The sequence below is a fragment of the uncultured Acetatifactor sp. genome (assembly GCF_948601915.1).
Lineage (GTDB): Bacteria > Bacillota > Clostridia > Lachnospirales > Lachnospiraceae > Acetatifactor.
The window spans coordinates 1-21,527 of record NZ_CAPDXS010000092.1; the positions used below are offsets into that span (position 1 = coordinate 1).

Below are 21,527 nucleotides of genomic sequence, written 5' to 3' on the forward strand. Positions count from 1 at the left end.
TATCTCTGATGATGGTTCCCTGATGTGGTACTACTTTTGGGGGTCATCTAGGGGTAAATTTCTATTTCTCACGAAATTTCAACGGCAGAAAAATCTGCTGCTGGGCGATGCCCAGCGCCTTATCGATGGCGCCGTCAGGATTTGGCATATTGCACATGCCGCTTATGGGGAAATCGCCGTATTCAAAGACACCACTGCTATTGATCCAGTCGAACATTCCGCTGACCGTCTCTTCAAGGTCGGCGCTGTCATTCTCATCCCCTGTGGCAACCAGGAACATTCCGCCGGGGAACTCCACGATTTCATATGGGGCAGTGTCTTCTTCGGTGACCTCGTCCCTGACAGCCAATATCCATACAGACCTGTCGATATCCCTGTCCTCATGCCACAAAAAGTCAAGGGGCTCGAAAATATGCTTTTCCAATAGGTGGCTATGCGCATCTGCCCATGACGAAAAGCTGCCCTCTCCCCCAAAAATCTCGCCCAGCGTCCTTGCTCCGGAGGATACCGCGCGGAATCGGGGGATTTCCACAAGTCTCATGTTCTTCAGTTTGCTCATTTCAGATGTCACCTCATCCTTTGCCTTCCGCTTCCCTGCCTCAGTCCAGATGGAACACGTTCTGCAGGTCGATGCTCACCGGGCTGTTGTCCGGGTTGGTCTCCATGATGTCCGCCATGAAGTCCCACCATTTGCGGTTGATGGCGGTGTCCGCCCCCTTGGCCCAAAGCGCCTCGTCCTCGATCTCTATGTAGCCGAAGAGGGTCAAAGTCTCCCTGTCCAGGAAGATGGTGTAGTTCTTTCCGCCGTGCTCGTGAATCATGTCCTGCATCTCTGGCCAGAGCTCATTGTGCCTCTTCTCGTACTCCGCCTCCTGGCCGGGGTACAGTTTCATCTTGAATCCTTTGATCATAGTGTCGTCCTCCTTTTTCTTCATCTTATTCAAATATCAGGTGCATATTGGTATACCGGAGCCCGGAAGGTTCCGTATTCTCTGATTTCCATCGCTTCCTCCATTTCCATCCAAAGAGGAATCCCACCGGCCTTCACAGGTACAGCCGCACCGGCCCCAGCAGCCCGGAGGGTTCCTGGGGCATGGCCCTGTCGAACACATTGCCCATCTTCTCTTTCGCGAAGGTATTGGTCACGATGATGCGCAGCTCATTCCTGCCGGGCCTGCATTCCAGCCTGTAGAGATGGGGCGGACAGATTTTGTTCCCCACAGGTCTGCCGTTCAGCTCCACATCGCTGATTTCGTAGACCTGGCCCAAGTCCAGCACGGCCTCCGTGCCAGCCTCCCCCGGCCCCGCGCCCGACTCCAGCTCAAAGGAAGTCTCGTAGCAGATTCTCCCCGAGTACTCCGGCAGGATGTCCGCTGCAGAGATGTTGGTGATTTCTGTAAGCCCATTCAGGGCTTCGTACTCCCCGGTTTCCCGCAGGACGGATATCCTCCAGGCCCCCTCCAGGCGCTTTTCCCTCCGCGCGGCCACAAATGCCTCGTCCACAAGGGGAATCGGCCTCTCTCCCGACTTTCCGGACAGTTCTGCCCTGTTCAAGGCTCCCGTTTCCCCGGTGGCTCCCATCTCCGCAAAGCCTCCCGCTTCCCCGGCGGCTTCCGGCACCACGAAAACGGACTGGTATGGCTCCAATACCAGCCGAAATGTCACCGTGCCGTCCGCGCCGTCGATCCCAATCTCCTCCAGAAGAGGATATCGGACATCCTCCATAGCATCATAGAATGCCAGCCGGCCGTCCTCCCTCAGGGTAACCCTGGTATCCACCGTATTCCATTTGCTTTCATTTGTAAAAAAGTATACGCTCCCCTCTTCCCGCTCATAGTGCAGGAAGCGCAGATCCGGGCAGAAATCCCGCACCTGGATGTCCGCAAATCCATGGCCCTTCATCCAGTCCACCGCCTGGGCCAGCCCGCACGCCTCCACCAGCGGGTTCTCATCCAGCGCCGTCTGCACGGCATGACGCCCCGCCGCATAGTACACATGCTCCGGATAACCGTCCACGAACACCACGGACACGCCTCCCCGGGCCGCCAGATTCAGCGCCTCCAGCAGCTCCTGGGGCAGGCACTCCGCATAGGGGATAAGGATGGCCTGATATGCCTCCCGGTTCACCCACAGCCGTCCCTCCGCCACTTTCACCTGATAGATGCCTTCGCTCCCGGCCTCCGCTGCCACGTCCGCAAGCCGGGCTCTCACCCCTGCCGCATCCGTACACCCTGTCGGTGCTTTTGCGCAGCCTTCAGCCGCGCCCCCCATCTCTTCATTCCCCTGCGCCGAACAGGCGATACCCGTCAGACAGTCCCCGGGCAACACATCGCAGTCGATCTGGGCCTCCGCCAGCGCCCGCACCACCTTCTCAAAGGGCTGGTACCCGCCGCCCCACTCCGCCTCCGCATGGTACAGCACCGCCGCCGTGGCCCGGTGGGTTCCGTCCCGCAACAGCGTGCAGACCCTGTTGGCATAGTCCGCCCACCTCCTAAAATACCTCCACTGGGGGTTCTTCCCCTTTGCGTAGAAATGGGGCGGGCAGTCCGGATCCGGGTACTTCGGCGAGAAGGCATGGGGCACCAGCATATTGATGCCCCGCACGCAGACATGGTCCGTGAGCCACTTCATCAGCTTCAGGCCCTCCTGCCACCCGTAGGCCCCGAAGATCTCGCACATGGTGACGCCATTTTTCGCCGGGTCGATGTGGGCCGCCGAGGAGGCCATCTTGGAAATCCCCCAGTAGAAGAATTCTGCGTCCAGGTATCCGAAAGGCGAGGTGAAGAAGCCGTCCTTATGCTCCGGCCAGACCTGGTACACCACGTCCAGGCCCGCCGCGTCGAAGCCCTCCATGCTGCGGAAGTAATGGCCTGGCCCGAAGCCTATCCTGGCATGGACGCCATTGTCCTCCACCACATGCCCGATGACCTTCACCCCGTGCCTCCCGCACCACTCCCTGATCTGCCCCGTGAAATCCCGGGCGAACAGCCTTGATACCACATTCATGTAGGCATACTGCACATCCCTGCACAGCGCGTTCTCCCTGCTCCACAGGAGGGGAAGCAGACAGGCCCATCTCTCGCCCAGATTTTCCTCCAGGAGGCCCGGCACCTCCTCGCTCCAGGGGTAGACATGGCCGTCTGTCCCCAGCACCCTCTCGTAGGTGGCAGTGCTGCCGAAGCGGGGCTCGTCCACGAAAAAGCCCTTGATGGTCTTCCCGAACCGATCCCCGAACCGCCTGTAATGCTCCTCGTAGACCACATCGATGAAACGCCCTACCGCTTCATAGCTGATGGGGTTCACATAGTCCTTCGTCCACTCCTCGCCGCCGTTCCTGGTGACGACCAGCAGGAAGACCCGCCAGTCTCCGGCGGGGATGTCCCAGTACAGCCGCCCTGCCGTCACCGCCTGCGTCAAGTCCACAAGGCTGCCCTCCTCCAGGGCCTCCCTGCCCCCCGCCCTTTTCCCGGCGATCACCCTGTACAGGGCCTCCCCCTCCTCCAGCCAGGGCGCGATCTGGAAGGAAGCCCCCGGAAGCGGCCCCTGGGCGTCTATCTGGCGTTTGGCGATATAGCGCTTGCAGGCCTCCGGGTAAAGCGCCTTCACCTTGCCTCCCCCCAGGCCGCTGGGGTATGCCCCGTCGTCGAAGATCCAGACCTCCATCTGCCGCCTCTCCGCCTCGGACAGAATCACCTCCAGATCCCGCCACCAGCCGTAGCTTAAGTAATCCGGGTGGGGGCGGGATTCCACGATGAACCCGCCGATGCCGCCCTCCTGCATTTTCCCGATTTCCTCTCTGAGCTCCTCTTCCTTCTCCCCGTGCTGCCAGAACAGCGGGTAAAGCGAATTCTTCGTCTGTCCCATGTCCTCTCCCTTTCCCTCCGCGGAACTCCCGCGGCCGTGAACCTGCCTCTTGATTCTATTATTATCTCTTATTCCAGAGAAAGTCAACTCTTTTTACCGTTTTCCGCAAAGTCCGGTGGCCTCACAGATTCTTTTGCAAAAATCCCTGTCGGATGCTATAATGGACATACGAAATCTAATGCACATCCAAAGAACAGGAGGGCCACACAATGAACCGTTCCCGAAGACAGATCGTCCTATTGATGACGGATTCCACCCGCCAGGATATGGTGGGATGTTACGGAAATCCGGATATGCACACGCCGAACCTGGACAGCCTGGCCGAAAGGGGAATCCGCTACCAGAACGCCTATACCTGCCAGCCGGTCTGCGGCCCTGCCCGCTCGGCGCTGTTCACAGGCATATACCCCCATTCCAACGGCAGCTTCACGAACTGCGTGCCCCTGGGGGCCAACGTAAAGACCATCGGCCAGCGCCTCACCGACGCGGGGCTGCGCACGGCCTACATCGGGAAATGGCATCTGGACGGCGGCGACTACTTCGGCCTGGGCACCTGCCCGGAGGGCTGGGATCCGGATTACTGGTACGACATGCGCTGCTACCTGGAGGAGCTGACGGAGGAAGAGCGGCTCGCCTCCCGGGACAGCGCCACAAGCGCCAAAGGCATCTCCGCTGACTTTACCTTCGGCCACCGCTGCGTCAACCGGGCCCTGGACTTCCTGCACAGGCACGGGACGGAGGACTTCTTCCTGACGGTGTCCCTGGACGAGCCCCACGACCCGGGCCTGTGCCCGGAGCCCTACGCCTCCATGTTCGCTGACTATGAATTCCCCAAGGCCCCCAATGTGTGGGACACCCTGGAGGGGAAGCCGCAGTATCAGAAATGCTGGGCCGGGAAGAACCGGGAGACCGACCGGGACGCGGTAAAGATTAAGGCCCCCAGGTTCCTGGGCTGCAACGCCTTCGCGGACGCGGAGCTGGGCCGGGTGCTGGACTGCGTCAGGGCCTACGCCCCCGAGGCCATGGTCATCTACACCTCGGATCACGGCGACGGCCTGGAGAGCCACTGCCTGCATTCCAAGGGGCCTGTCATGTATAATGAGATTGCCCGGATCCCCCTGCTGATCGCGGGCCCCGGCGTGCCCCAAGGCGTGGTGGACGGGCATCCGGTGAGCCATATCAACCTCCCGGCCATGATCCTGGAATACATGGGCCTGCCCATCCCCAGATGCTTTGAGGGCAAAAGCCTGCTGCAGGAGGTGTACGATCCGGAAATCCGGACGAACGATTATGTCATTACGGAATTTACCCGCTATGAAATCGACCATGACGGCTTCGGCGGGCTGCAGATGATGCGGGCCATCTATGACGGGCGCTACAAGCTGGCGGTGCACCTCCTGGATCCTGTGGACGAATTTTATGATATGGACGCCGACCCCTGGGAGATGAAGAACCTGATCGGGGACGAAGCCTACGACCGGGAAAAGGTCCGTCTGCATAAGCTGCTCCTGGAATGGATGAACGCCACCAGGGATCCCTTCCGGGGATACCAGTGGGAGCTGCGGCCCTGGCGGAAGGACGTGGAAGCCCCCACCTGGAGCTACACGGGCTATACCAGGCAGCGGGAAAACGAGGAGTACGAGCCCCGGCAGCTGGATTACGCTACGGGCCTGCCCATGGAGGAGGCTGTCAGGCGCAAGTAGGGCCTGGCAGCGGTTCCGCTACCGTTTTTCAAATCTTCAAAAAAGGCGTATCGGCCAGGCCGAGCCGACTGGTGCGCCATGGCCAGGGAGGATATATGGCAGCAGTGACGAGCATCCATGAAAAATATATGAAGGAGGCCCTGCGGCAGGCCAGGAAGGCCCTGGCTCTGGGCGAGGTGCCCATCGGCTGCGTCATCGTCCATGAGGGCAGAATCATCGGGCGGGGGTATAATCGGCGCAACACGGACAAAAACACCCTCTCCCACGCGGAGATCACCGCCATCCGCAAGGCCAGCAAATCCATCGGGGACTGGCGGCTGGAGGAATGCACCATCTACATCACATTAGAGCCCTGCCAGATGTGCGCCGGAGCCATCATACAGGCTCGGATCCCCGAGGTGGTCATGGGCTGCATGAACCCAAAGGCAGGCTGCGGCGGGTCGATTCTGAACATCCTGGAGATGCCCCAGTTCAACCACCAGGCCGCCGTCACCAGGGGCGTGCTGGAGCAGGAGTGCAGCGGAATGCTGAAGGCCTTCTTCGCGGATCTCCGGGAGCGGAATAAGGCGGAAAAGGAGCGGCGCCGCCAAAGCCTGGAAGCGGCGGCGCCTGCGCAGGAAATGCCCCAGGCTGATTCGTAACGGCCGGGCCTGGAGGGAACCCGGACTGTTCCGGCACTGCCCCAGGCGGGAAGGAGCCCGGACTGTTCCGGCATTGCCCGACTTGAAGCCAGCCTCACTCCTCCAAAACAATGCCCTCCTCCACAAATTTCCGTTCCATCTGATGTCGGAGCTTGCGATTCTCCACAGTGTCGAAGACGATGGAAAAGTCATACCCCTCCGGATACAGCTCCTCCGCCGCCACATGCAGCTTCACCCGCTTGTGGTTGATCCATATCTTTTTGTCCGGAAGCTGGACCCGCAGCACCCCCTTCTCGTTCACCGGCTCACAGACGATGCCGATTTTCTTGTCCGGGTACAGCATGACGCTGTCCCCCAGGCGGAATTTCGCCGATAAGTCCTTCCTGTGGGAGGGCTCCTTCTTTTTCTGGATTTTAGGCCGGGATGCCTTCTCCGGCTGCTGTCCGGCATGTTCCATCTGCTCTGTCTTTGGCAGGTGCCGCTCCCATTCCTCCTGTCCCCTGCCGGGCTCCTGTCCGCCATCCTCTCCACGGGCCTCCGAAACCAATCCCTTGGATATCCTTTTCCTGTCGGATTCCTTCTCCGCTCTGGCGGCCCTTTCCCCGGCAGCTCCCTTTTCCGCTCCGGCTCTCCTTTCCCCGCCAGTCCCCTTTTCCGCTCCGGTCGTCCCACTGTCCGGCCTTCCCGCGCCCCCTGCGAAGGAAGCCGCCCCATAGGCCGTCCGGGCCGCTGTCCGGAGCATGTGCTCCGGCATGCCCAGCCTGGCCGCGATGTAGAAGGCGCAGCTCTCCCCCGCCTCCCCGATGACCATCTGGTAAGTGGGCTGCAGGCTCTCTCGGTCGAATGTCATCCTGGCGTTTATCAGGCCCTCCGCCGCTGCGGCGTACTCCTTCACCTCCGGGTAATGGGTGGTCACCAGGAACAGGCAGCCGCTCTTTTTCAGCTCCTCCATGATGGCTACGGCGATGCCCATCCCCTCCGCCGGATCCGTGCCCGAGCCCAGCTCGTCCATGACCACCAGGCTCTCCGGCCCCACCTCTCTCAGGATGTCCAGCACATTGGTGATATGGGCGGAAAAGGTGGACAGGTTCTCCGACAGATTCTGGCCGTCCCCGATGTCGCACAGGAAATCGCTGTTCATGCAGACATCCGCCTCCCGGCAGCTCACATGGAGGCCGCACTGGGCCATCATACAGTTCAGGGCCACGGTCTTGATGGCCACGGTCTTCCCGCCGGTATTGGGCCCCGTTATGACTATCCCTCTATAATCATCTCCTATGCGGAAATCCTGGGGGACGCAGTTGTCCCTGTCCATCAGGGGATGGCAGGCCTCCTTCAGCAGGATGCGCCGTCCGGTGTTAATCCGGGGCCGGGTTCCGTGGAGCTCCATGCTCAGCTTCCCCTTTGAAAAGATGAAGTCCAGCTTCTCCATGGTCCGCAGGTTCTGTGCCATGGCCTCCCCGCTCTCCGCCACCTGGGCGGTGAGGGTGTAGAGGATCCGGCGCTCCTCATTCTCCTCGTCTATCATAAGGAGCGAGAGCTCCTCGCTGTGCTTCGCCACTGCGGCAGGCTCTATGAACAGGGTGCTGCCTGTGGCGGATTTGTCGATGACGCTTCCGGATATCCGGAATTTATACTCCTTCTTCACCGGCACGCACAGGCGGCCGTTCCGGAAGGTGCTGTAGCTGTCGGACATGCACTCCTTATGGCTCTTCATGATTCCGTCGGCCTTCTCCTTCATCCGCTCCTTTGTCCGCTGGATGTCGGCGCGGATGCCATGCAGCAGCTTGGAGGCATAATCGTCCACCTGGCCGTTGCGAATCTGGACATGGATGGCGTCCCGAAGCTCCGCCAGTCCGTCCAGGTTCTCCTCATAGTAGGGCAGGGACAGCTCCAGGGCCTTGCCTCTGTCCAGGTAGTCCTTCAGCCGCTTCACCGCCGTCAGGGCGCTCTCTATCTGCTCCAGCTGGGCTGCCGTCAGGCAGTCGCCCCGGCTCGCCACGGCCAGGAGCGTCCCGATGCCCTCCATGGACACCAACGGCGGCGTCCCCTCCTTTTCCAGCAGCGTCCTGGCCTCCGTGGTCTCCCGCTGGCGCAGGGCGAGCTCCGTCTCCGACAGGCAGGGCTCCTGCTCCATGATTCTCTGCCTTGCCTGCTCCGTCAGGGCAAGCTGCGCCCATTTTTCCTTTATTTTGTCGAATTCCAGGATTTCCTCTGTCTTTCTCATGACCTCTCCTCTTTCATTTTCACAGTTAATGGTTTTTATGTTTCCCCTTTTCCGTACAAGACTGTGCATCAAAAAAGAGCACACCTATACAGATATGCTCTCTAAGTCAAAATCATTCTCTTTCCAAAGCCGGATGCCCATCGCTCTAAGAAAGAGCCCAAATCAGCATCCCACCTATGACAACACGGGAAAAAGTCTCTATACGAAGCACATTGTACGGCCGCCGGCTGCATCGCCGGCATGTTGAGCAGACCTGTGGAATCCACAGGCGGCTACTCTCTGCAATATTTATTTTGCAGAATCCTCCATCACAATGCTTCGCATAAAGTCCTCCCTTTCTTTTTTATCCTCACAGGCCGTCAGCCTTCCGCAGGCGCGAATCCGCCCCGGGGCCCGGTGCTTTTACCAGTCTACCCTATCCCGGCGGCTCTGTCAAGCATTTTGTCGCTGGCACGCCTGCCAGCTGCGCGCCTGCCGCCGTCTCTCCGTCCCATCTTATAGAGCTCCTCCGTGGCCAGCCTGGTCTTTGCCACCACGTCCCCGCCCTCTGTGGGGAAGCAGTAGTAGAGCAGGTCCCCATTGCCGATGCAGATCACGTCCCCCACCTCGTACCAGTAATAGTCCGCGTACAGGCTGTAGGAGGCGCCCGGCTTCTGCACATAGTCCAGCTTCCCGTCGCAGCCCGTCAGGTGGAAGCCCGCCGCCGTGTGGCGCAGCCGCCCCTTCCCTACCCGGTAGACGCTCTTCGTGTCCACCATCACGCAGATGTCCACAGCCACGTCCAGCAGATAGCTTCCCTGCTCCAGCTCCCTGCGCACACTCTCCCGCTCCCAGCGGTACCAGTCGGGGATATGCTCAAACTCCGTCTCCCCCTCCACCGCCTCCATATAGCCGTACTCCGTCAGCTCATAGGCCTTTCCGCAGCTGCCGCAGGAAATCCGGCTGCCCTGGCCCAGCATCTGCCCTTCCGTGCCGCAATGGGGGCATTTGTACAGCACGCGGTTCAGGCAGTCCGCCCGGAAGTCTTCCGCGATGCGGATTCCGTTCTCCTGCTGCCAGCGGAAATTGTCGAAGCCAAACCTCTCCTGGATCGCTTCGTTCAGCTCCCCGGCGGATTTCTCCTGAATCTCCTCCGGAGACAGCAGATACTCCATATCCGCGCTCACGTCCACCTTGCGCAGCTTCAGGTTGTTGTACAGGGGGTCTCTGGCGAAGGCCCCGTAGGTGCGGATCATCACCACCGGGACACCCAGTATCTTCAGGCATTTCCCCAGGCTGTCCGGCAGGGGCGTGGCAGTGCCGTCGAAGCTGTAGCTGGCCTCCGGGAAGAGGAGCACGGAGCTTTTCAGGTCCTTCACCGCATACAGCATGTCCCGCACCAGCGCCATGTCCGTGACGAACTTCCTGGTAGGGATGCAGCCGATGGCGCGCATGAGCCAGTTCTTGCCCACGAAGCCGTCGGAGGTGCATACGGTGTTGAAGGGCCTGGGATACAGGATGGTGGCCGCGATCTTCAGGTCGATGAAGCTGGAATGGTTCATGAGAACCAGGCATGGCTCCCCCTTTCCCAGGCGCTCCATGCCGATTTCCCTGTATGTGAAATGCGTGGCCCGGAGATCTTGTATGGACAGGAGCTTCAGCAGCAGCCTGAAAATCCATGTAGACCTCACAGGGCTCCGGTGGATTCCCATGGGCCGCACCAGCACCTTCTCGATAGGCATCTCTTTTATTTTTATCTTCATGTACCGCCCCTCATTTTGCCCCGCGGCCCCTTACCGCGTGACGCTCCCCTGGCTTTGTCTGATGTCCGCCTAAAGCGCCTCCTTATTGCAGTGTCGGAATCCCCTTTCACAGTGTCCGCCCCTGCCATGCATCCCATGCCAGCAGGCCGCCCTGCTTTACTCCGCTATATAGGTAGGCGCGTTCTTCGGGCTCCTCCCCTTGATGACGTTATGGTAATACGCATAGGTCATGGGGGTGTCCTTCTTCAGGATGTCCGCGTCCAGCACCTTGCCCAGGAACACAGTGTGGGTGGATGTCTCCATCTTGTCGATTACCTCGCAGACGATGTAGGCACAGGCATCGGTGACCACCGGCAGGAAGCCCTTCACCCCATAGTCCACCTCGTCGAACTTATTGTTGTCCCTGCCGCTCTTGAAGCCGAAGGTGCCGATGATGCCGGGCCTGGAATTCTCTCCCAGGATGGAGATGGCGAACTTCCCGGTGTCCTGGATGCACTGGTTGGTGTAGTTGTCGTGGTTGATGCTCACAGCGATGGTGGCGGGCTCCGATGTGATCTGCATGGCGCTGTTGGCCGTGCAGCCGGTGGCCCTGCCCTTGTCCCAGGTGCTGACTACGTATACGCCGTAGGATAATTGATGGAATGCGCTTTTGTTCATGATTATTCTCCTCTCTTTCCTGCTTTTTGTTCTTAAGGAATTTTGATAAGAATAGCTTACTTTATAGGGCTGGAAATGTCAACAAAAACCTCTTTTGTCCTTGACAACCCTCCCCGCTTCAGCTATACTAAAAAAGCCGTACCACTTCAAGGTCCGGTACAGTGATGAAATTCGGTCTTGCGCAATGGGAATCCGTGAACCGTGTCAGGTTGGGAACAAAGCAGCACTAAGCGGAACCTCTCATGTGCCGCGAGGCAGCCGGGTGGAGCTGTACCGGCCTTGAAGGGGTACGGTATTTGTGTGTATGGGAAATGGAGAAAGTCATTTTCGGTGCTCAGGGCAGCAGACACCGGAGGCAACTTAAAAGGAGCGCGCATCTGCGCCGCTCCTTATGGGGGTTGGGGGCGGTTAGCCACCAACAAGCTGGGGCTAGTATATACCGGCTTATTGCTTGCCGTTACCTTGACGCTTATTGCATAGTTGATTTTCTGCTGCCAATTCTTATTACGTTATCAAACCGCCCCAAATAATCCTCCGACCAATTATGGGAAATTACGATACGGGTCACATCTCGGAGATTAAAAATAAACTCATTAATCATAGTGATGTTTTCCGGATCCAAACCGGTGGTAGGCTCATCAAAAATCAGTATCTTGGGATTTCGCCGCAGGGCACGGGCGATATTAATGCGCTGACGTTCACCGCCAGAGATATTATCGCCAAAATCCCCTAGAGGCACATCCCCCACCCGCTGGGCCAGGGCTGTCAGATTCAGCTTCTGGAGAAGCGCATGGTATTCCTCCGAGTCCCGATTCGGCAGTCCGCCAAACATGGTGATATTTTCGTACAGGGAAGCATTGAATATGTAGGGGTTCTGGTCAACGACACCCACCAGCTTATACACCTCTTGTTCCGAAAGCTGGCGGATATCCTGTCCGCCCAGGGAGATTGTTCCTTGATAGCCATCGTAATATTTCAAAAGGAGTTTGAGCAGGGTGGACTTTCCGCTCCCGCTCTCCCCGACTACCGCATAGCATCCCCCCAGAGCAAAACGCTCAGTCAGCCCACTGTAGAGCTGCCGGTCGCCAAAGGCGAAGGAGACATCCTCATAAACGGTGTCCGTCTGTGGGGAGATGGATAGGCCACTGTCCACGGGGCAGGGCATGTCCCGCTGTTTGCCCAGCTTCTCAATGGTGCCCTTGGTGGAGCGCATCTCCACAATATAGTTCGTCATATTGGAAAAACCGTTGGAAATGGCGGAAAAATAATTCAAGGCGGAGTAAATCATACCAGCGGACATGATTCCTTGCATAACCAGCCAGCCACCGAGTAGCATACAGACGGTGCCGGACAGTCCGCCCATAGACAACAGTGATTCGAAACTCATCTGGCCGATGAAAAAATCTTTTGCCCAAGCGCGTTGGCGGGTGGAATTGGCCACCCCGTGCCGATCCTCACAGGCCTGTTCCCTGCCGTTGGATCGAATCGCGCCGCAGCCCTCTACCGTCTCCTTCAGAACGTTAGTATAGTTCTCCGATGCTTCGGAATAGGCGGTCTTGCTCTTCTGCCGCATGTTGGCGAAAGGCTTGGTGACCAAGAGGGGCAACGCGGCCATGGCCAGAGCTGCGGCCAGCATGAAGGGGTGCAGTATCCACAGCAGGATGGCTGACAGCACCATGGAAGCCACGGTATGGGCAACGAGAGGGATGTTCCACAGAAAGCCGCTGACGTACATATCCGTGTCCGTATTGATGAGGTTCAGATAAAATGCGCTGTTCTCGCGGCGGAACTCGCTGAAAGGACGTCTCAGGAGATTGTGCACAATGCTGTCCTTGATTCCCAGTTCCCCATTGGACAAATAGGCCAGGCGAATCCCCAGCGATATTCCGGTCAACAGATAGCTGAAAACCAGCAGGCCCAGTTTAATCAAGCACAACTGCACCACACCAGTCAGATTGCCCAATTCCGCGCATTCGAGTGTTTTCCCTGATAAGTATGCCCCGGCGGCATTCACTGCGGACATCGCCATATACATGGCACAGGTCAGTGTCAACAGCCACTTTCCCTTGAGTGATAAAATTTTCATATATTAACCCCTTCCGAAAATTTGACATCTTGCCCTCAAAATACTGTTGCAGACAGTTTTCTATTGCCTGAGCATGGCCCGGTGCCGTGGGTTTCACAATTCCTTTTCGCGCCCCATAGACAGCGCCCAACTCCTCATCGTAGATGACCATATATTCGTCAGGTCTTATATCGCTCATCCCATACCCTCCCAAAAATATATCGCTTTTACCCGATATTGAGACCCATGTTTCCCGCACAACTCTCTATCGGATTGTTTAAATATACGATATCACAACAAGACGCTAAAGTACATATCGACACTTGTTCCCTGAAAATAACACAGAGCGACAGGTTTGGTTTCCCTTGACATAGGGAATAAAAAATGTATAATAATTCTAAACACTTTCTATTGTACCGAGAAGGAGGTTCATCTATGAGAGAACTATTCCTTGGCGAGTACATTAAACAAGAACGGCTGAAGCAGGGAATCACCCAGGAACAACTGTGCGCAGGCATCTGCGAACCTATTACGGTCTCCCGCATGGAAAATGGCAAGCAAACCCCATCTTACAACCGTATCTGTGCCTTTCTTCAACGTTTAGGCCTGCCGGACGAGCGGTTCTTTGCCCTGTTGAGCAAAAATGAACTGGAAATTAAGACTTTGCAGGATGAGATTTGTGCCGACCGCATACGATTTGAGCGAACATCACCAGAACACCGCCCACCTATACAGGCGGCGGGACTACAAAAGCTGGAACAGTTGGAAAAACTTGCAGAGCCGGATGACCGAATTGTTCGTCAGTACATTATGAGTGAGCGCGCCACTTTTGGCAAGCCGGATGGCCCCTACAGTCCGGAGGAGAGGCTGAAACTCCTGCTGGAGGCTTTACACATAACGGCCCCCAATCTTGATTTGGAAGAAATCAACTTGGGTCTGTACAGTATGGAGGAGACTACACTGTTAAACAAGATTGCTGTGACCTACGCACAGATGGGGCAGCTAAAAAAAGCAATTGACATTTATCGTCAATTGCTTAAGTATGTGCAGAAGCACTATTGTGACGGAATGTCCCGATATGCAGGAAAATTTGCTCTGATTGCCTATAATTACACTAATGTGCTCTTTATGGCAAGACGCTATGATGATGCTCTTGAGGTCGCTGAACTAGGACGGAAGGTCTGCGTGGAGTACCCTCACTATCAATTTCTGCCTGGAATTTTGGATCTTATGGGCGGATGCTATTTCTATCAGGGCAATTTGGAAAAATGTAAGGAATACTATAGAGACGCATACTATCTCTATAAAGTAATCGGAAATGAGCGTGACCGCCTGCTTTTGGAAAAGGCGGCGAAAGAACGTTTAGGGCTGGACTTCCCTTTTTAATGCTCTCCATCAAACAAGCCCGGATCCTCCGATTGAACTGGTGTGCTGGACCAAGAAACAGGATGTTCCGGTGATGCCGATTCATCTAATCCTTCGCTATTTTCCGGTTCTTCCTGCTCCGAGATAGCCGGAGGCGTGCCGGAGTCCATGGGAGAAATAGCTAAAGCTTGTGTGGAAAACGCAGGGAAGACCAGCAGCAATACCGTCAACAGCGTGAGCAGTTTATTCTTCATTTTGGATAACCATCCTTTCTTTTTTTGATGTCCTTATCATACACTATATTCATCACAAACGCCATATCGTTTTCAGTTACCTACATTTAACACAAAACGACAGGCAGGCCAAGCAGTATATACCGGGTAAAGACAATGGTGTTGCTGCTTACCGCCATGTCGTAGCTGAGCCCCTGGAACTCGCTGCCCAGGCAGAACAGGGACTTGCCGACCCTGAAAAAGACCTCAATGCTCCACCGATTCCCATATAAGCGGACAGCCTCCCTGTTGCTGATGCCGCAGTCGGTCGTCAGCAGGATGATGTATTCGCCCGCCTTGTTCCTGTTCCTGACGAACACAAGCTTTACAGGGATGCCGTGCTTCTTCATCGTCACCGTGATGGAGCCGAACACATTCCCCGCCCTGTTAAATGTGAACAACCAATCGGGGCAGAAAGTCAGGGTTTTCGCAGCCTCTACAGCTTCTCAATCACGCAGGCATGCCTCCGTTTTAACCCTTTTGCACCCTTATCATACGAAATGCCCACCAGCAGAATATCCCCACCATATCCTGACAAAGCCTCAGGGTATCTTTTGTCCTTAATCTGGGCAATGGCTCCCCTGGCCGTCAGGTTCCACTTCAGCTCTACCACCAATGCCGGAAGCGGGGAGAGCTTCTTGGGAAGATAGACGATATCCGCATACCCATCGCCTGAGGGCAGCTCCTCAAATTTCAAATAGTAGTCTTTATAGCTGAAATATGCCAGTTTAATCACACTGCGCAGCGACTGTTCGTTATGATAGAATAGAGGAGCCGTTTCCTCTGCATGGATTTTCTCAATCTGTGCCGCCACCGCCTGCGCATTTCCCTGAACCGTGTCGGCAATCAACTGGTCGCTTTCACGGACGCGCCGGATTGTCTCGTCACGTTTTACCCTGCGGATCGATTTTGCGAACTCCAGCCGAATCTCCTCATTGGGGATGCGTGCCGTCTTCGTTTCCCTGTCATAGGCCAGATATCCCAGATGAATCAGAAGCGTCAGTACATCGTCACGATCCCGAAAGGTGACAATGTCGTTGGCGAACCCGCTTGTATCCACCGGAACCGCTACCCCGCCAAGCAACTGCGCGACGGTCTTCGACATGCCGTCAAAGTCCAGGCTGATATATTCCATCAGGCTCCTGGATGCCGAAGTCTCCGTCCAATAGGAAGAAAACTCACGGCTGCGCAGGGCCTCCATGACGGCATTGGGGTTGTAGATAGACATCCCGCCCAATGTGTAGCCGTCATACCATTGTTTCATCATGGAGAAGTCAAAGTCCCGCTCCGCGCAAAGAGCCTCTACTTCCCTTTCCGTAAAGCCCGCATAATCCGCGAACATCCTGGGGTTCACGATTGTGTACTCTTTGAAATCCGAAATCGCCGACTGGGAACCGTCCTTTTTCATCGGCAGAATCCCTGTGATATAGACAGCGGAGAAAACCTTGTCAGTGGCACCGCTGTTCTTGAAAAGGGCCCGCAGGAACTCCAGGTACTCGCGCTGTGTCCTCGTTTCGTCCTTTCCCTCCCGAATAGGCGCGTCCCACTCGTCAATAATCATAATGAATTTCGTCCCTGTGACCTGGACGGTATTTGCCAGAGTCGGGACGAAGCCTTCGGCAGCTCTCGCCTTCGGATAGCTTTCCACCAGCTCACGAATCACGTTTCTTTTGATATACGGCACCAAATCGCCAAAGGACGTCTCTCCAATCACCGCCGTCATATCCAGATAGATGACATCATATTGATTCAAATGCTTCCGATAGGAGGCGACATATCTGGAATCTGTAGCAATCTGCAGGTCTTCAAACAGTGCCGATGAATCACAGCTTCTGTCATAATAGGCACACAGCATTTTTGCCGCGAAGGACTTCCCAAAACGACGGGGTCTGCTGACGCAGGTCAGTTTTTCCGTCGTATCAATAGTTTTGTTGATTAAATCTATCATGCCGCTCTTATCCACATAGATGCCGTTCCTTATGGCAGCAAACCCGCTGTTTCCCGGATTCAGGTAATTCCCCAAAGCCCTCACCTCCCTCTGGTATGTTTAGCTTATCATACATTTATGAAAATAACAAGTATACTGCATATTTTATAGAAAGCTTGTGAAAGTACAATATGCGTGATATGATAATCGCATCAGAAGACCTGAAAGCAGCGAAAATAATGGAGATGAATTTATGGAGATGGCCCTTGAGACAATCAATCGGATGATGCGGGACTGCGCCCTCTGCCCCCGGCGGTGCCATGCAGACCGGACTTCGGGAAAGACGGGCTTCTGCGGGGAGGGCGCCGAAGTGGCGGCGGCCCGGGCGGCCCTGCATTTCTGGGAGGAACCCTGCATCTGCGGCAACCGGGGCTCCGGGGCGGTGTTCTTCTCCGGCTGCAATCTGCAGTGCGTCTTCTGCCAGAACCATGACATCGCCCTGGGGAAAAGGGGACGCGGACTGTCCCTGGAACGGCTTTCCCGGATTTTCCTGGAGCTCCAGGAGAAGGGTGCCGTCAACATCAACCTGGTCACCGCCGGACATTTCCTGCCCCAGGTCTGCCTTGCCCTGCAGATGGCAAAAAGCACAGGCCTCACTATCCCCGTGGTATACAACAGCTCCGGCTATGAGAATGTGTCCTCCCTGCGCATGCTGGAGGGCCTGGTGGACATCTATCTGCCAGACCTGAAATATCGCTCCCCTCAGCTCTCCGCCCTCTACTCCCATGCTCCGGACTATTTCGAGAAAGCCTCCTCGGCCATCGCGGAGATGTTCCGGCAGGTGGGCAGACCTGTCCTTTCCCCGGACAGCGGGCTGATGGAAAAAGGCGTCATCGTGCGCCATCTGCTGCTCCCGGGCTGCGCGGGGGACTCCAAGCGGATCCTGCGCTACCTCCATGATACCTACGGAAATGACATCTATGTCAGTATCATGAACCAGTACACGCCGCTGGCGCATCTAAAGCGGATGCCGGAATTCGCCCGGTCGTCCCTGACCCGTCCGGTGACGGAGGAGGAGTATGCGCGGGTGCTGGATTTCGCCGACAGAATCGGCATCGAGAAGGGCTACATGCAGGAGGGCGGCACGGCTGCGGAGAGCTTCATTCCGGCCTTCGACGGAGAGGGACTCTGATGCCCGGCATAGCGCTTCCGGCAGCTTCGGCCCTCGGCCATCTCTTTGCCGTCACGCCGGACACGCCGGGCATCCGCCCCGGAGCCCCTCTCAAATCTGTGCCCGCATCATATAATACCCGAAATCCCCGGGCTGGGCAGGCTCCTCGGCGCATTCGAAGCTCTCGAAGCCGAACATGATAGCCACCTGCTTCTCTCTCTCGTAGAAATTCCCCGGCACTCCTATGTAATAACAGTCCTCGCCTTTGTGCTCCACCCGGGCCAGGAGCAGATGGTGGTAATTGTAGTAGCCATGGAGCAGGAAGCTGTTGTTCACGGCCCTGTAGCTATCCTCCGAAAACAGCACGAAATCCGAGGGACCGATGGAGAGGTATTCCCTGGCATCCTGGAAGGGCCGGATATGGGGGTAGATGGCCCAGAGCTGCTGCCACTTGTCCTCCATGAGCCTGGCGGGCCTCCTGCCGGGCTCCGCAGTTGCCTTCGCTGCCGTCCTCCGATGCCCAGGGGCATTCTGCTCCCTTGCACCATCGTTCCTCCCATCCGCCGAACCGTCCCCACGGCTGGATGTTTCCATGGATACCCTGTTTCGGCGGTTTCCAGGGTCTTCCCATTCCACGGCGCTCCCCCGCCTGGCGTTCTGCACGCCTTCCCCGGACGCTGCCTCCCTGCAGCTTTGATGGCCCATCTCTACAGGCATCTTCCCGCTTCCGTCATCGTGCCCTGTCCATTCCACGGACATCCTTCTGTGTCCGCCATCGGCCTCCCTCCCGTCAGATGCCCGGCGGCGTTCCGCATCCCCATATGTCTCGCCTACCGTATGCTTCATGCTGACCGCCATGTTTCCTGCCCCCTTTCGAACCCATTCTCCGCTTGCGGCTCCCTCTACGCTGCTTCCCCGCAGCTCGCTTTCAGGCCGCTCCTTCGTCCCGCTCCTGACAGCCCCACCCTCTGGCCGCGGTTCGGCTTCCTCCAGGGCGTCCACCTTCTCCAGCCTGCCCTCCGGTTCGCTTTCTTCCGCTATCTCCTCCCGGAATACGTTGCCTTTGGCAGTTTCCTCCATAATCACTTCCTTTCCTTCTGTCGCCGTTCTGAATCCATCCTCCTGCACAGCCTCTCTCGGTACTATATCTCCGTCGTCTTCTGTCACGATTTCCAATGACCCACTATCTTCTGCGGCTCCTGCCCTTCGCCAGGTATCGCTTCCTCCATCCGGCACCACTGCTCCCGCCGCTGTTCCTTCTTTCCGAACCTCTCTTCCTCCATCCGGCGCCGCCATCCTCGCCGCCTTTCGTCCGGCATCATCAGGCTGCCGCCTTGCACCCCCGCTGTCAACCTGCCACCTACAGGAGACCTCCCGCCCCGGGCCCAAGGGGATGCGCAGACCGCAAAGCTCCCCATAGCCGATGCCGGTGCCGCCGATATCCTCCAAATTCCGCCACTGCTGCCTAAACTGCCCTCTCCCCGCGGAAATCTCTATCCTTCCGCAGTTTTCCTCCCTGTCCCTGCCTTCCCTATTCCTGCCGCAGAGCATCACGTCCCGGGCAAAGGTATCCGTCTGATGCAGCCCGGTCACGGACAGCTCCACCCGCAGCGTCCCGTCCCGCGCCTCCAGCTTCGCGAAGCCTCCCCCTCTGACCCGCACGCCTCCCTCAAGGTAATCCAGATACTTCACTTTCCTGTCATATAACATAAAAATACCCCCGAATCTATTGATGGCCTCATCCGTCTAAAGATAGCTTCCATCTAATATATTCGGGGGGTTGTCTCACTTATTCCTAACCGGGCAAATTCTGTCCCTAAGCTGTCAAATAATCCTGTAGATTATTAAGAATCCTTCGAATCAAAGAATCCTTTGGATTCTTAATAGTCAATGCTGTCCAGATATTTCATGTAATTCACTACCATCAGCGCAATCTTGAACGTCAATGCATCATCGAAATTGCGTAAATCCAGCCCCATGCTCTTCTGAAGCTTCTCGATGCGGTACACCAATGTGTTCCTGTGGACGAACAGCTGCCTGGAGGTCTCGGACACGTTCAGGTTGTTCTCGAAGAACTTGTTGATCGTGGTCAGGGTCTCATCGTCCAGGTCGTAGGGTACATTGTCGCCGAAAATCTCATCGATGAAGATCCGGCACAGGTTCACCGGCAGCTGATAGATCAGACGGCCGATTCCCAGCGTGCTGTACGCCACCACATTCCTCTCCGCATAGAATATCTTTCCCACGTCCAGCGCCATCTTGGCTTCCTTGTAGGACTTCGACACGTCCTTCAGCTCCTGCACCACCGTTCCGATGGCCACCTTCACGTTCAGCATGGCCTCCGCGTTCATCATGCCCACGATGACGTCCGCGATCTCCAGAAGCGCTTCATCTGTATAGTCCGGCTCCAGCGCCTTGATCAGGATGACGCTGCTCTCGTCCACGGCCGTGATATAGTCCCCGGCATGGCTGGAGAACATGCCCTTCAAGAGCTCCATCACCACGCCGTCCTTCTCCAGCTTCGTCTCCACCAGGAAGACCACCCTGGGCACTGCCACCTCTACGTGGAGCTTCTTGGCCCTGTTGTAGATATCCACCAGAAGCAGGTTGTCCAGCAGGAGGTTCTGGAAGAAGTTGTTCCTGTCGAACCTTTCCTTGTAGGCGATGATAAGGTTCTGCAGTTGGCACACCGCAATCTTCCCCACCATGTACACGTCCTCGCCGGAACCCTTGGCAACTAAAATATACAGAAGCTCTCCCTCGTCCATAATCTTCAACAGATGATGGACACCGATCACCTGGCTGTCTGCAGGGGAATTTGCGAATCCGCTGACCAGATCCGCGGTAATGTCAAGCTGTGAAGTCGTGGAGGCCACAGGTGTGCCCGATAAGTCGTAGACACATAAATCCACTTTCGTGATGGCCTTCAGTTCGTCTATGCTGGTCTGAATCGTCTGACTTGAAATCATGTAATCTCCCATCTGCCCCTTTAGCGGTCACACCAATCAGGCTTAATAATCTTGAAATCTTGAAAAAAGGGGTGCCGTCTCCGACACCCCCTATATTTCCCAATACTAGTTCGTGATAACCTGCTCGGTCTCCTTATCGAATACATGAATCTTATCGATATCGAACGCGAACTTGATCTTGTCGCCAGGCCTTGATGTGGTGCGGGGATCCACTCTTGCGGTGATGGGGAACTCCTCCAGATCAAAGTACAGATAAACCTCTGCGCCCAGCAGCTCGTACACCCTTACGGATGACTCGAACACGGTCTTAGGATCGCATTTTGCCAGGAACTCATTGCTGTCATAGATATCCTCGGGGCGGATACCGAATGTAACGGTCTTCCCGTCATAGCCGCCGGCGATGAGCTTCTTGGACTTCGCCTCCGGCAGAGGGATGCTCTTGCCGGCAATCTCCAGACTGGCGGTACTGCCGGACACCTTCACCTTGGCATCCAGGAAGTTCATCTGAGGAGATCCCATGAATCCTGCAACGAACAGGTTCTGGGGCTTCTGGTACAGGTTCTGGGGCGTGTCGACCTGCTGGACGACGCCGTCCTTCATAACGACGATCCTGGTACCAAGCGTCATAGCCTCGGTCTGGTCATGTGTAACGTAGATGATGGTGGTGCCCAGTCTCTGATGCAGTTTGGAAATCTCAACACGCATCTGCACGCGCAGCTTCGCATCCAGGTTGGACAGAGGCTCATCCATCAGGAACACCTTGGGATTACGCACGATGGCACGGCCCATGGCAACACGCTGTCTCTGACCGCCGGACAGAGCCTTCGGCTTACGGTCAAGGAGAGGAGTCAGGTCGAGGATCTTGGCAGCTTCCTTAACCATCTTGTCGATCTGATCCTTGGGAACCTTCCTCAGCTTCAGACC

Annotated in this window: 16 protein-coding genes, 1 other RNA gene and 1 pseudogene; 5 read left to right on the forward strand and 13 right to left on the reverse strand. The window is 56.6% G+C overall.

From position 1 onward, the window contains the following. Window positions 1–61: 61 nt before the first annotated feature. From Q2B33_RS15525 to Q2B33_RS15535, 3 genes are all read right to left on the reverse strand, one after another. The gene (locus Q2B33_RS15525) at window positions 62–559 is read right to left on the reverse strand and encodes a GyrI-like domain-containing protein (protein ID WP_300568081.1); all 498 of its coding nucleotides are present in this window, start codon (window positions 557–559) and stop codon (window positions 62–64) included. A 40-nt stretch (window positions 560–599) separates the two neighbouring features. Continuing rightward, the gene (gene rhaM, locus Q2B33_RS15530; protein ID WP_296473492.1) at window positions 600–911 is read right to left on the reverse strand and encodes an L-rhamnose mutarotase; all 312 of its coding nucleotides are present in this window, start codon (window positions 909–911) and stop codon (window positions 600–602) included. A 133-nt stretch (window positions 912–1,044) separates the two neighbouring features. Then, the gene (locus Q2B33_RS15535; protein WP_300568086.1) at window positions 1,045–3,864 is read right to left on the reverse strand and encodes a glycosyl hydrolase; all 2,820 of its coding nucleotides are present in this window, start codon (window positions 3,862–3,864) and stop codon (window positions 1,045–1,047) included. Between the two features lie 209 nt (window positions 3,865–4,073). Here Q2B33_RS15535 and Q2B33_RS15540 point away from each other — a divergent pair, with 209 nt between their 5' ends. Together Q2B33_RS15540 and tadA are read left to right on the forward strand one after the other, a co-directional pair. After that, on the forward strand, window positions 4,074–5,567 hold the full coding sequence (locus Q2B33_RS15540; protein ID WP_300568089.1) for a sulfatase-like hydrolase/transferase: 1,494 nt from the start codon (window positions 4,074–4,076) through the stop codon (window positions 5,565–5,567). Between the two features lie 95 nt (window positions 5,568–5,662). Further along, the gene (tadA, locus tag Q2B33_RS15545) at window positions 5,663–6,208 is read left to right on the forward strand and encodes a tRNA adenosine(34) deaminase TadA (RefSeq protein ID WP_300568092.1); all 546 of its coding nucleotides are present in this window, start codon (window positions 5,663–5,665) and stop codon (window positions 6,206–6,208) included. A gap of 94 nt (window positions 6,209–6,302) precedes the next feature. Here the strand turns inward: tadA and Q2B33_RS15550 are convergent, their stop codons facing one another. From Q2B33_RS15550 to Q2B33_RS15560, 3 genes and pseudogenes are all read right to left on the reverse strand, one after another. Further along, entirely contained in the window at window positions 6,303–8,435 is a 2,133-nt protein-coding gene (locus tag Q2B33_RS15550; protein ID WP_300568095.1) for a DNA mismatch repair protein MutS, read from the reverse strand. A 410-nt stretch (window positions 8,436–8,845) separates the two neighbouring features. After that, complete coding sequence (locus Q2B33_RS15555; protein WP_300568098.1) at window positions 8,846–10,177, reverse strand: 1-acyl-sn-glycerol-3-phosphate acyltransferase; 1,332 nt, start codon at window positions 10,175–10,177, stop codon at window positions 8,846–8,848. Window positions 10,178–10,336: 159 nt separating this feature from the next. Continuing rightward, window positions 10,337–10,834: pseudogene (locus tag Q2B33_RS15560) on the reverse strand (flavin reductase family protein); the annotation flags it as partial. A gap of 81 nt (window positions 10,835–10,915) precedes the next feature. On the opposite strand from Q2B33_RS15560, the gene ffs reads away from it, so the two are divergent. Beyond that, window positions 10,916–11,134: signal recognition particle sRNA large type (ffs, locus tag Q2B33_RS15565), an RNA gene on the forward strand. A gap of 169 nt (window positions 11,135–11,303) precedes the next feature. Here ffs and Q2B33_RS15570 read toward each other — a convergent pair. Further along, the gene (locus Q2B33_RS15570) at window positions 11,304–12,920 is read right to left on the reverse strand and encodes an ABC transporter ATP-binding protein (protein ID WP_300568101.1); all 1,617 of its coding nucleotides are present in this window, start codon (window positions 12,918–12,920) and stop codon (window positions 11,304–11,306) included. A gap of 414 nt (window positions 12,921–13,334) precedes the next feature. Between Q2B33_RS15570 and Q2B33_RS15575 the strand changes: the two genes are divergently transcribed. Then, the gene (locus tag Q2B33_RS15575) at window positions 13,335–14,285 is read left to right on the forward strand and encodes a helix-turn-helix domain-containing protein (RefSeq protein WP_300568104.1); all 951 of its coding nucleotides are present in this window, start codon (window positions 13,335–13,337) and stop codon (window positions 14,283–14,285) included. On the opposite strand, the gene Q2B33_RS15580 is transcribed toward Q2B33_RS15575, so the two are convergent. From Q2B33_RS15580 to Q2B33_RS15590, 3 genes are all read right to left on the reverse strand, one after another. Next, window positions 14,282–14,518, reverse strand: a complete 237-nt coding sequence (locus Q2B33_RS15580) for a hypothetical protein (protein ID WP_300568107.1) — start codon at window positions 14,516–14,518, stop codon at window positions 14,282–14,284. The genes Q2B33_RS15575 and Q2B33_RS15580 overlap by 4 nt on opposite strands. Window positions 14,519–14,604: 86 nt before the next feature. After that, on the reverse strand, window positions 14,605–14,937 hold the full coding sequence (locus Q2B33_RS15585) for a hypothetical protein (protein WP_300782587.1): 333 nt from the start codon (window positions 14,935–14,937) through the stop codon (window positions 14,605–14,607). A 35-nt stretch (window positions 14,938–14,972) separates the two neighbouring features. Beyond that, a complete protein-coding gene (locus Q2B33_RS15590) occupies window positions 14,973–16,559 on the reverse strand; it encodes an AAA family ATPase (RefSeq protein WP_330684673.1) in 1,587 nt (528 codons plus the stop codon). 157 nt (window positions 16,560–16,716) lie between these two features. Here Q2B33_RS15590 and Q2B33_RS15595 point away from each other — a divergent pair, with 157 nt between their 5' ends. Further along, on the forward strand, window positions 16,717–17,655 hold the full coding sequence (locus Q2B33_RS15595; RefSeq protein ID WP_300568116.1) for a radical SAM protein: 939 nt from the start codon (window positions 16,717–16,719) through the stop codon (window positions 17,653–17,655). 90 nt (window positions 17,656–17,745) lie between these two features. On the opposite strand, the gene Q2B33_RS15600 is transcribed toward Q2B33_RS15595, so the two are convergent. From Q2B33_RS15600 to Q2B33_RS15610, 3 genes are all read right to left on the reverse strand, one after another. Then, window positions 17,746–19,344: a DUF6128 domain-containing protein gene (locus Q2B33_RS15600; protein ID WP_300568119.1), complete on the reverse strand. Its 1,599-nt coding sequence runs from the start codon at window positions 19,342–19,344 to the stop codon at window positions 17,746–17,748. A gap of 170 nt (window positions 19,345–19,514) precedes the next feature. Continuing rightward, on the reverse strand, window positions 19,515–20,603 hold the full coding sequence (locus tag Q2B33_RS15605; RefSeq protein ID WP_296472861.1) for a CdaR family transcriptional regulator: 1,089 nt from the start codon (window positions 20,601–20,603) through the stop codon (window positions 19,515–19,517). A 105-nt stretch (window positions 20,604–20,708) separates the two neighbouring features. After that, window positions 20,709–21,527: ABC transporter ATP-binding protein (locus tag Q2B33_RS15610; RefSeq protein WP_300822912.1), on the reverse strand; the 819-nt coding region annotated here is incomplete at its 5' end.

What these genes read in the sequence shown, in the direction of transcription:
- Q2B33_RS15525 (WP_300568081.1), bottom strand. Translation starts at nt 559, where the DNA reads ATGAGCAAACTGAAGAACATGAGACTTGTGGAAATCCCCCGATTCCGC.
- rhaM (WP_296473492.1), bottom strand. Translation starts at nt 911, where the DNA reads ATGATCAAAGGATTCAAGATGAAACTGTACCCCGGCCAGGAGGCGGAG.
- Q2B33_RS15535 (WP_300568086.1), bottom strand. Translation starts at nt 3,864, where the DNA reads ATGGGACAGACGAAGAATTCGCTTTACCCGCTGTTCTGGCAGCACGGG.
- Q2B33_RS15540 (WP_300568089.1), top strand. Translation starts at nt 4,074, where the DNA reads ATGAACCGTTCCCGAAGACAGATCGTCCTATTGATGACGGATTCCACC.
- tadA (WP_300568092.1), top strand. Translation starts at nt 5,663, where the DNA reads ATGGCAGCAGTGACGAGCATCCATGAAAAATATATGAAGGAGGCCCTG.
- Q2B33_RS15550 (WP_300568095.1), bottom strand. Translation starts at nt 8,435, where the DNA reads ATGAGAAAGACAGAGGAAATCCTGGAATTCGACAAAATAAAGGAAAAA.
- Q2B33_RS15555 (WP_300568098.1), bottom strand. Translation starts at nt 10,177, where the DNA reads ATGAAGATAAAAATAAAAGAGATGCCTATCGAGAAGGTGCTGGTGCGG.
- Q2B33_RS15570 (WP_300568101.1), bottom strand. Translation starts at nt 12,920, where the DNA reads ATGAAAATTTTATCACTCAAGGGAAAGTGGCTGTTGACACTGACCTGT.
- Q2B33_RS15575 (WP_300568104.1), top strand. Translation starts at nt 13,335, where the DNA reads ATGAGAGAACTATTCCTTGGCGAGTACATTAAACAAGAACGGCTGAAG.
- Q2B33_RS15580 (WP_300568107.1), bottom strand. Translation starts at nt 14,518, where the DNA reads ATGAAGAATAAACTGCTCACGCTGTTGACGGTATTGCTGCTGGTCTTC.
- Q2B33_RS15595 (WP_300568116.1), top strand. Translation starts at nt 16,717, where the DNA reads ATGGAGATGGCCCTTGAGACAATCAATCGGATGATGCGGGACTGCGCC.
- Q2B33_RS15600 (WP_300568119.1), bottom strand. Translation starts at nt 19,344, where the DNA reads ATGTTATATGACAGGAAAGTGAAGTATCTGGATTACCTTGAGGGAGGC.
- Q2B33_RS15605 (WP_296472861.1), bottom strand. Translation starts at nt 20,603, where the DNA reads ATGATTTCAAGTCAGACGATTCAGACCAGCATAGACGAACTGAAGGCC.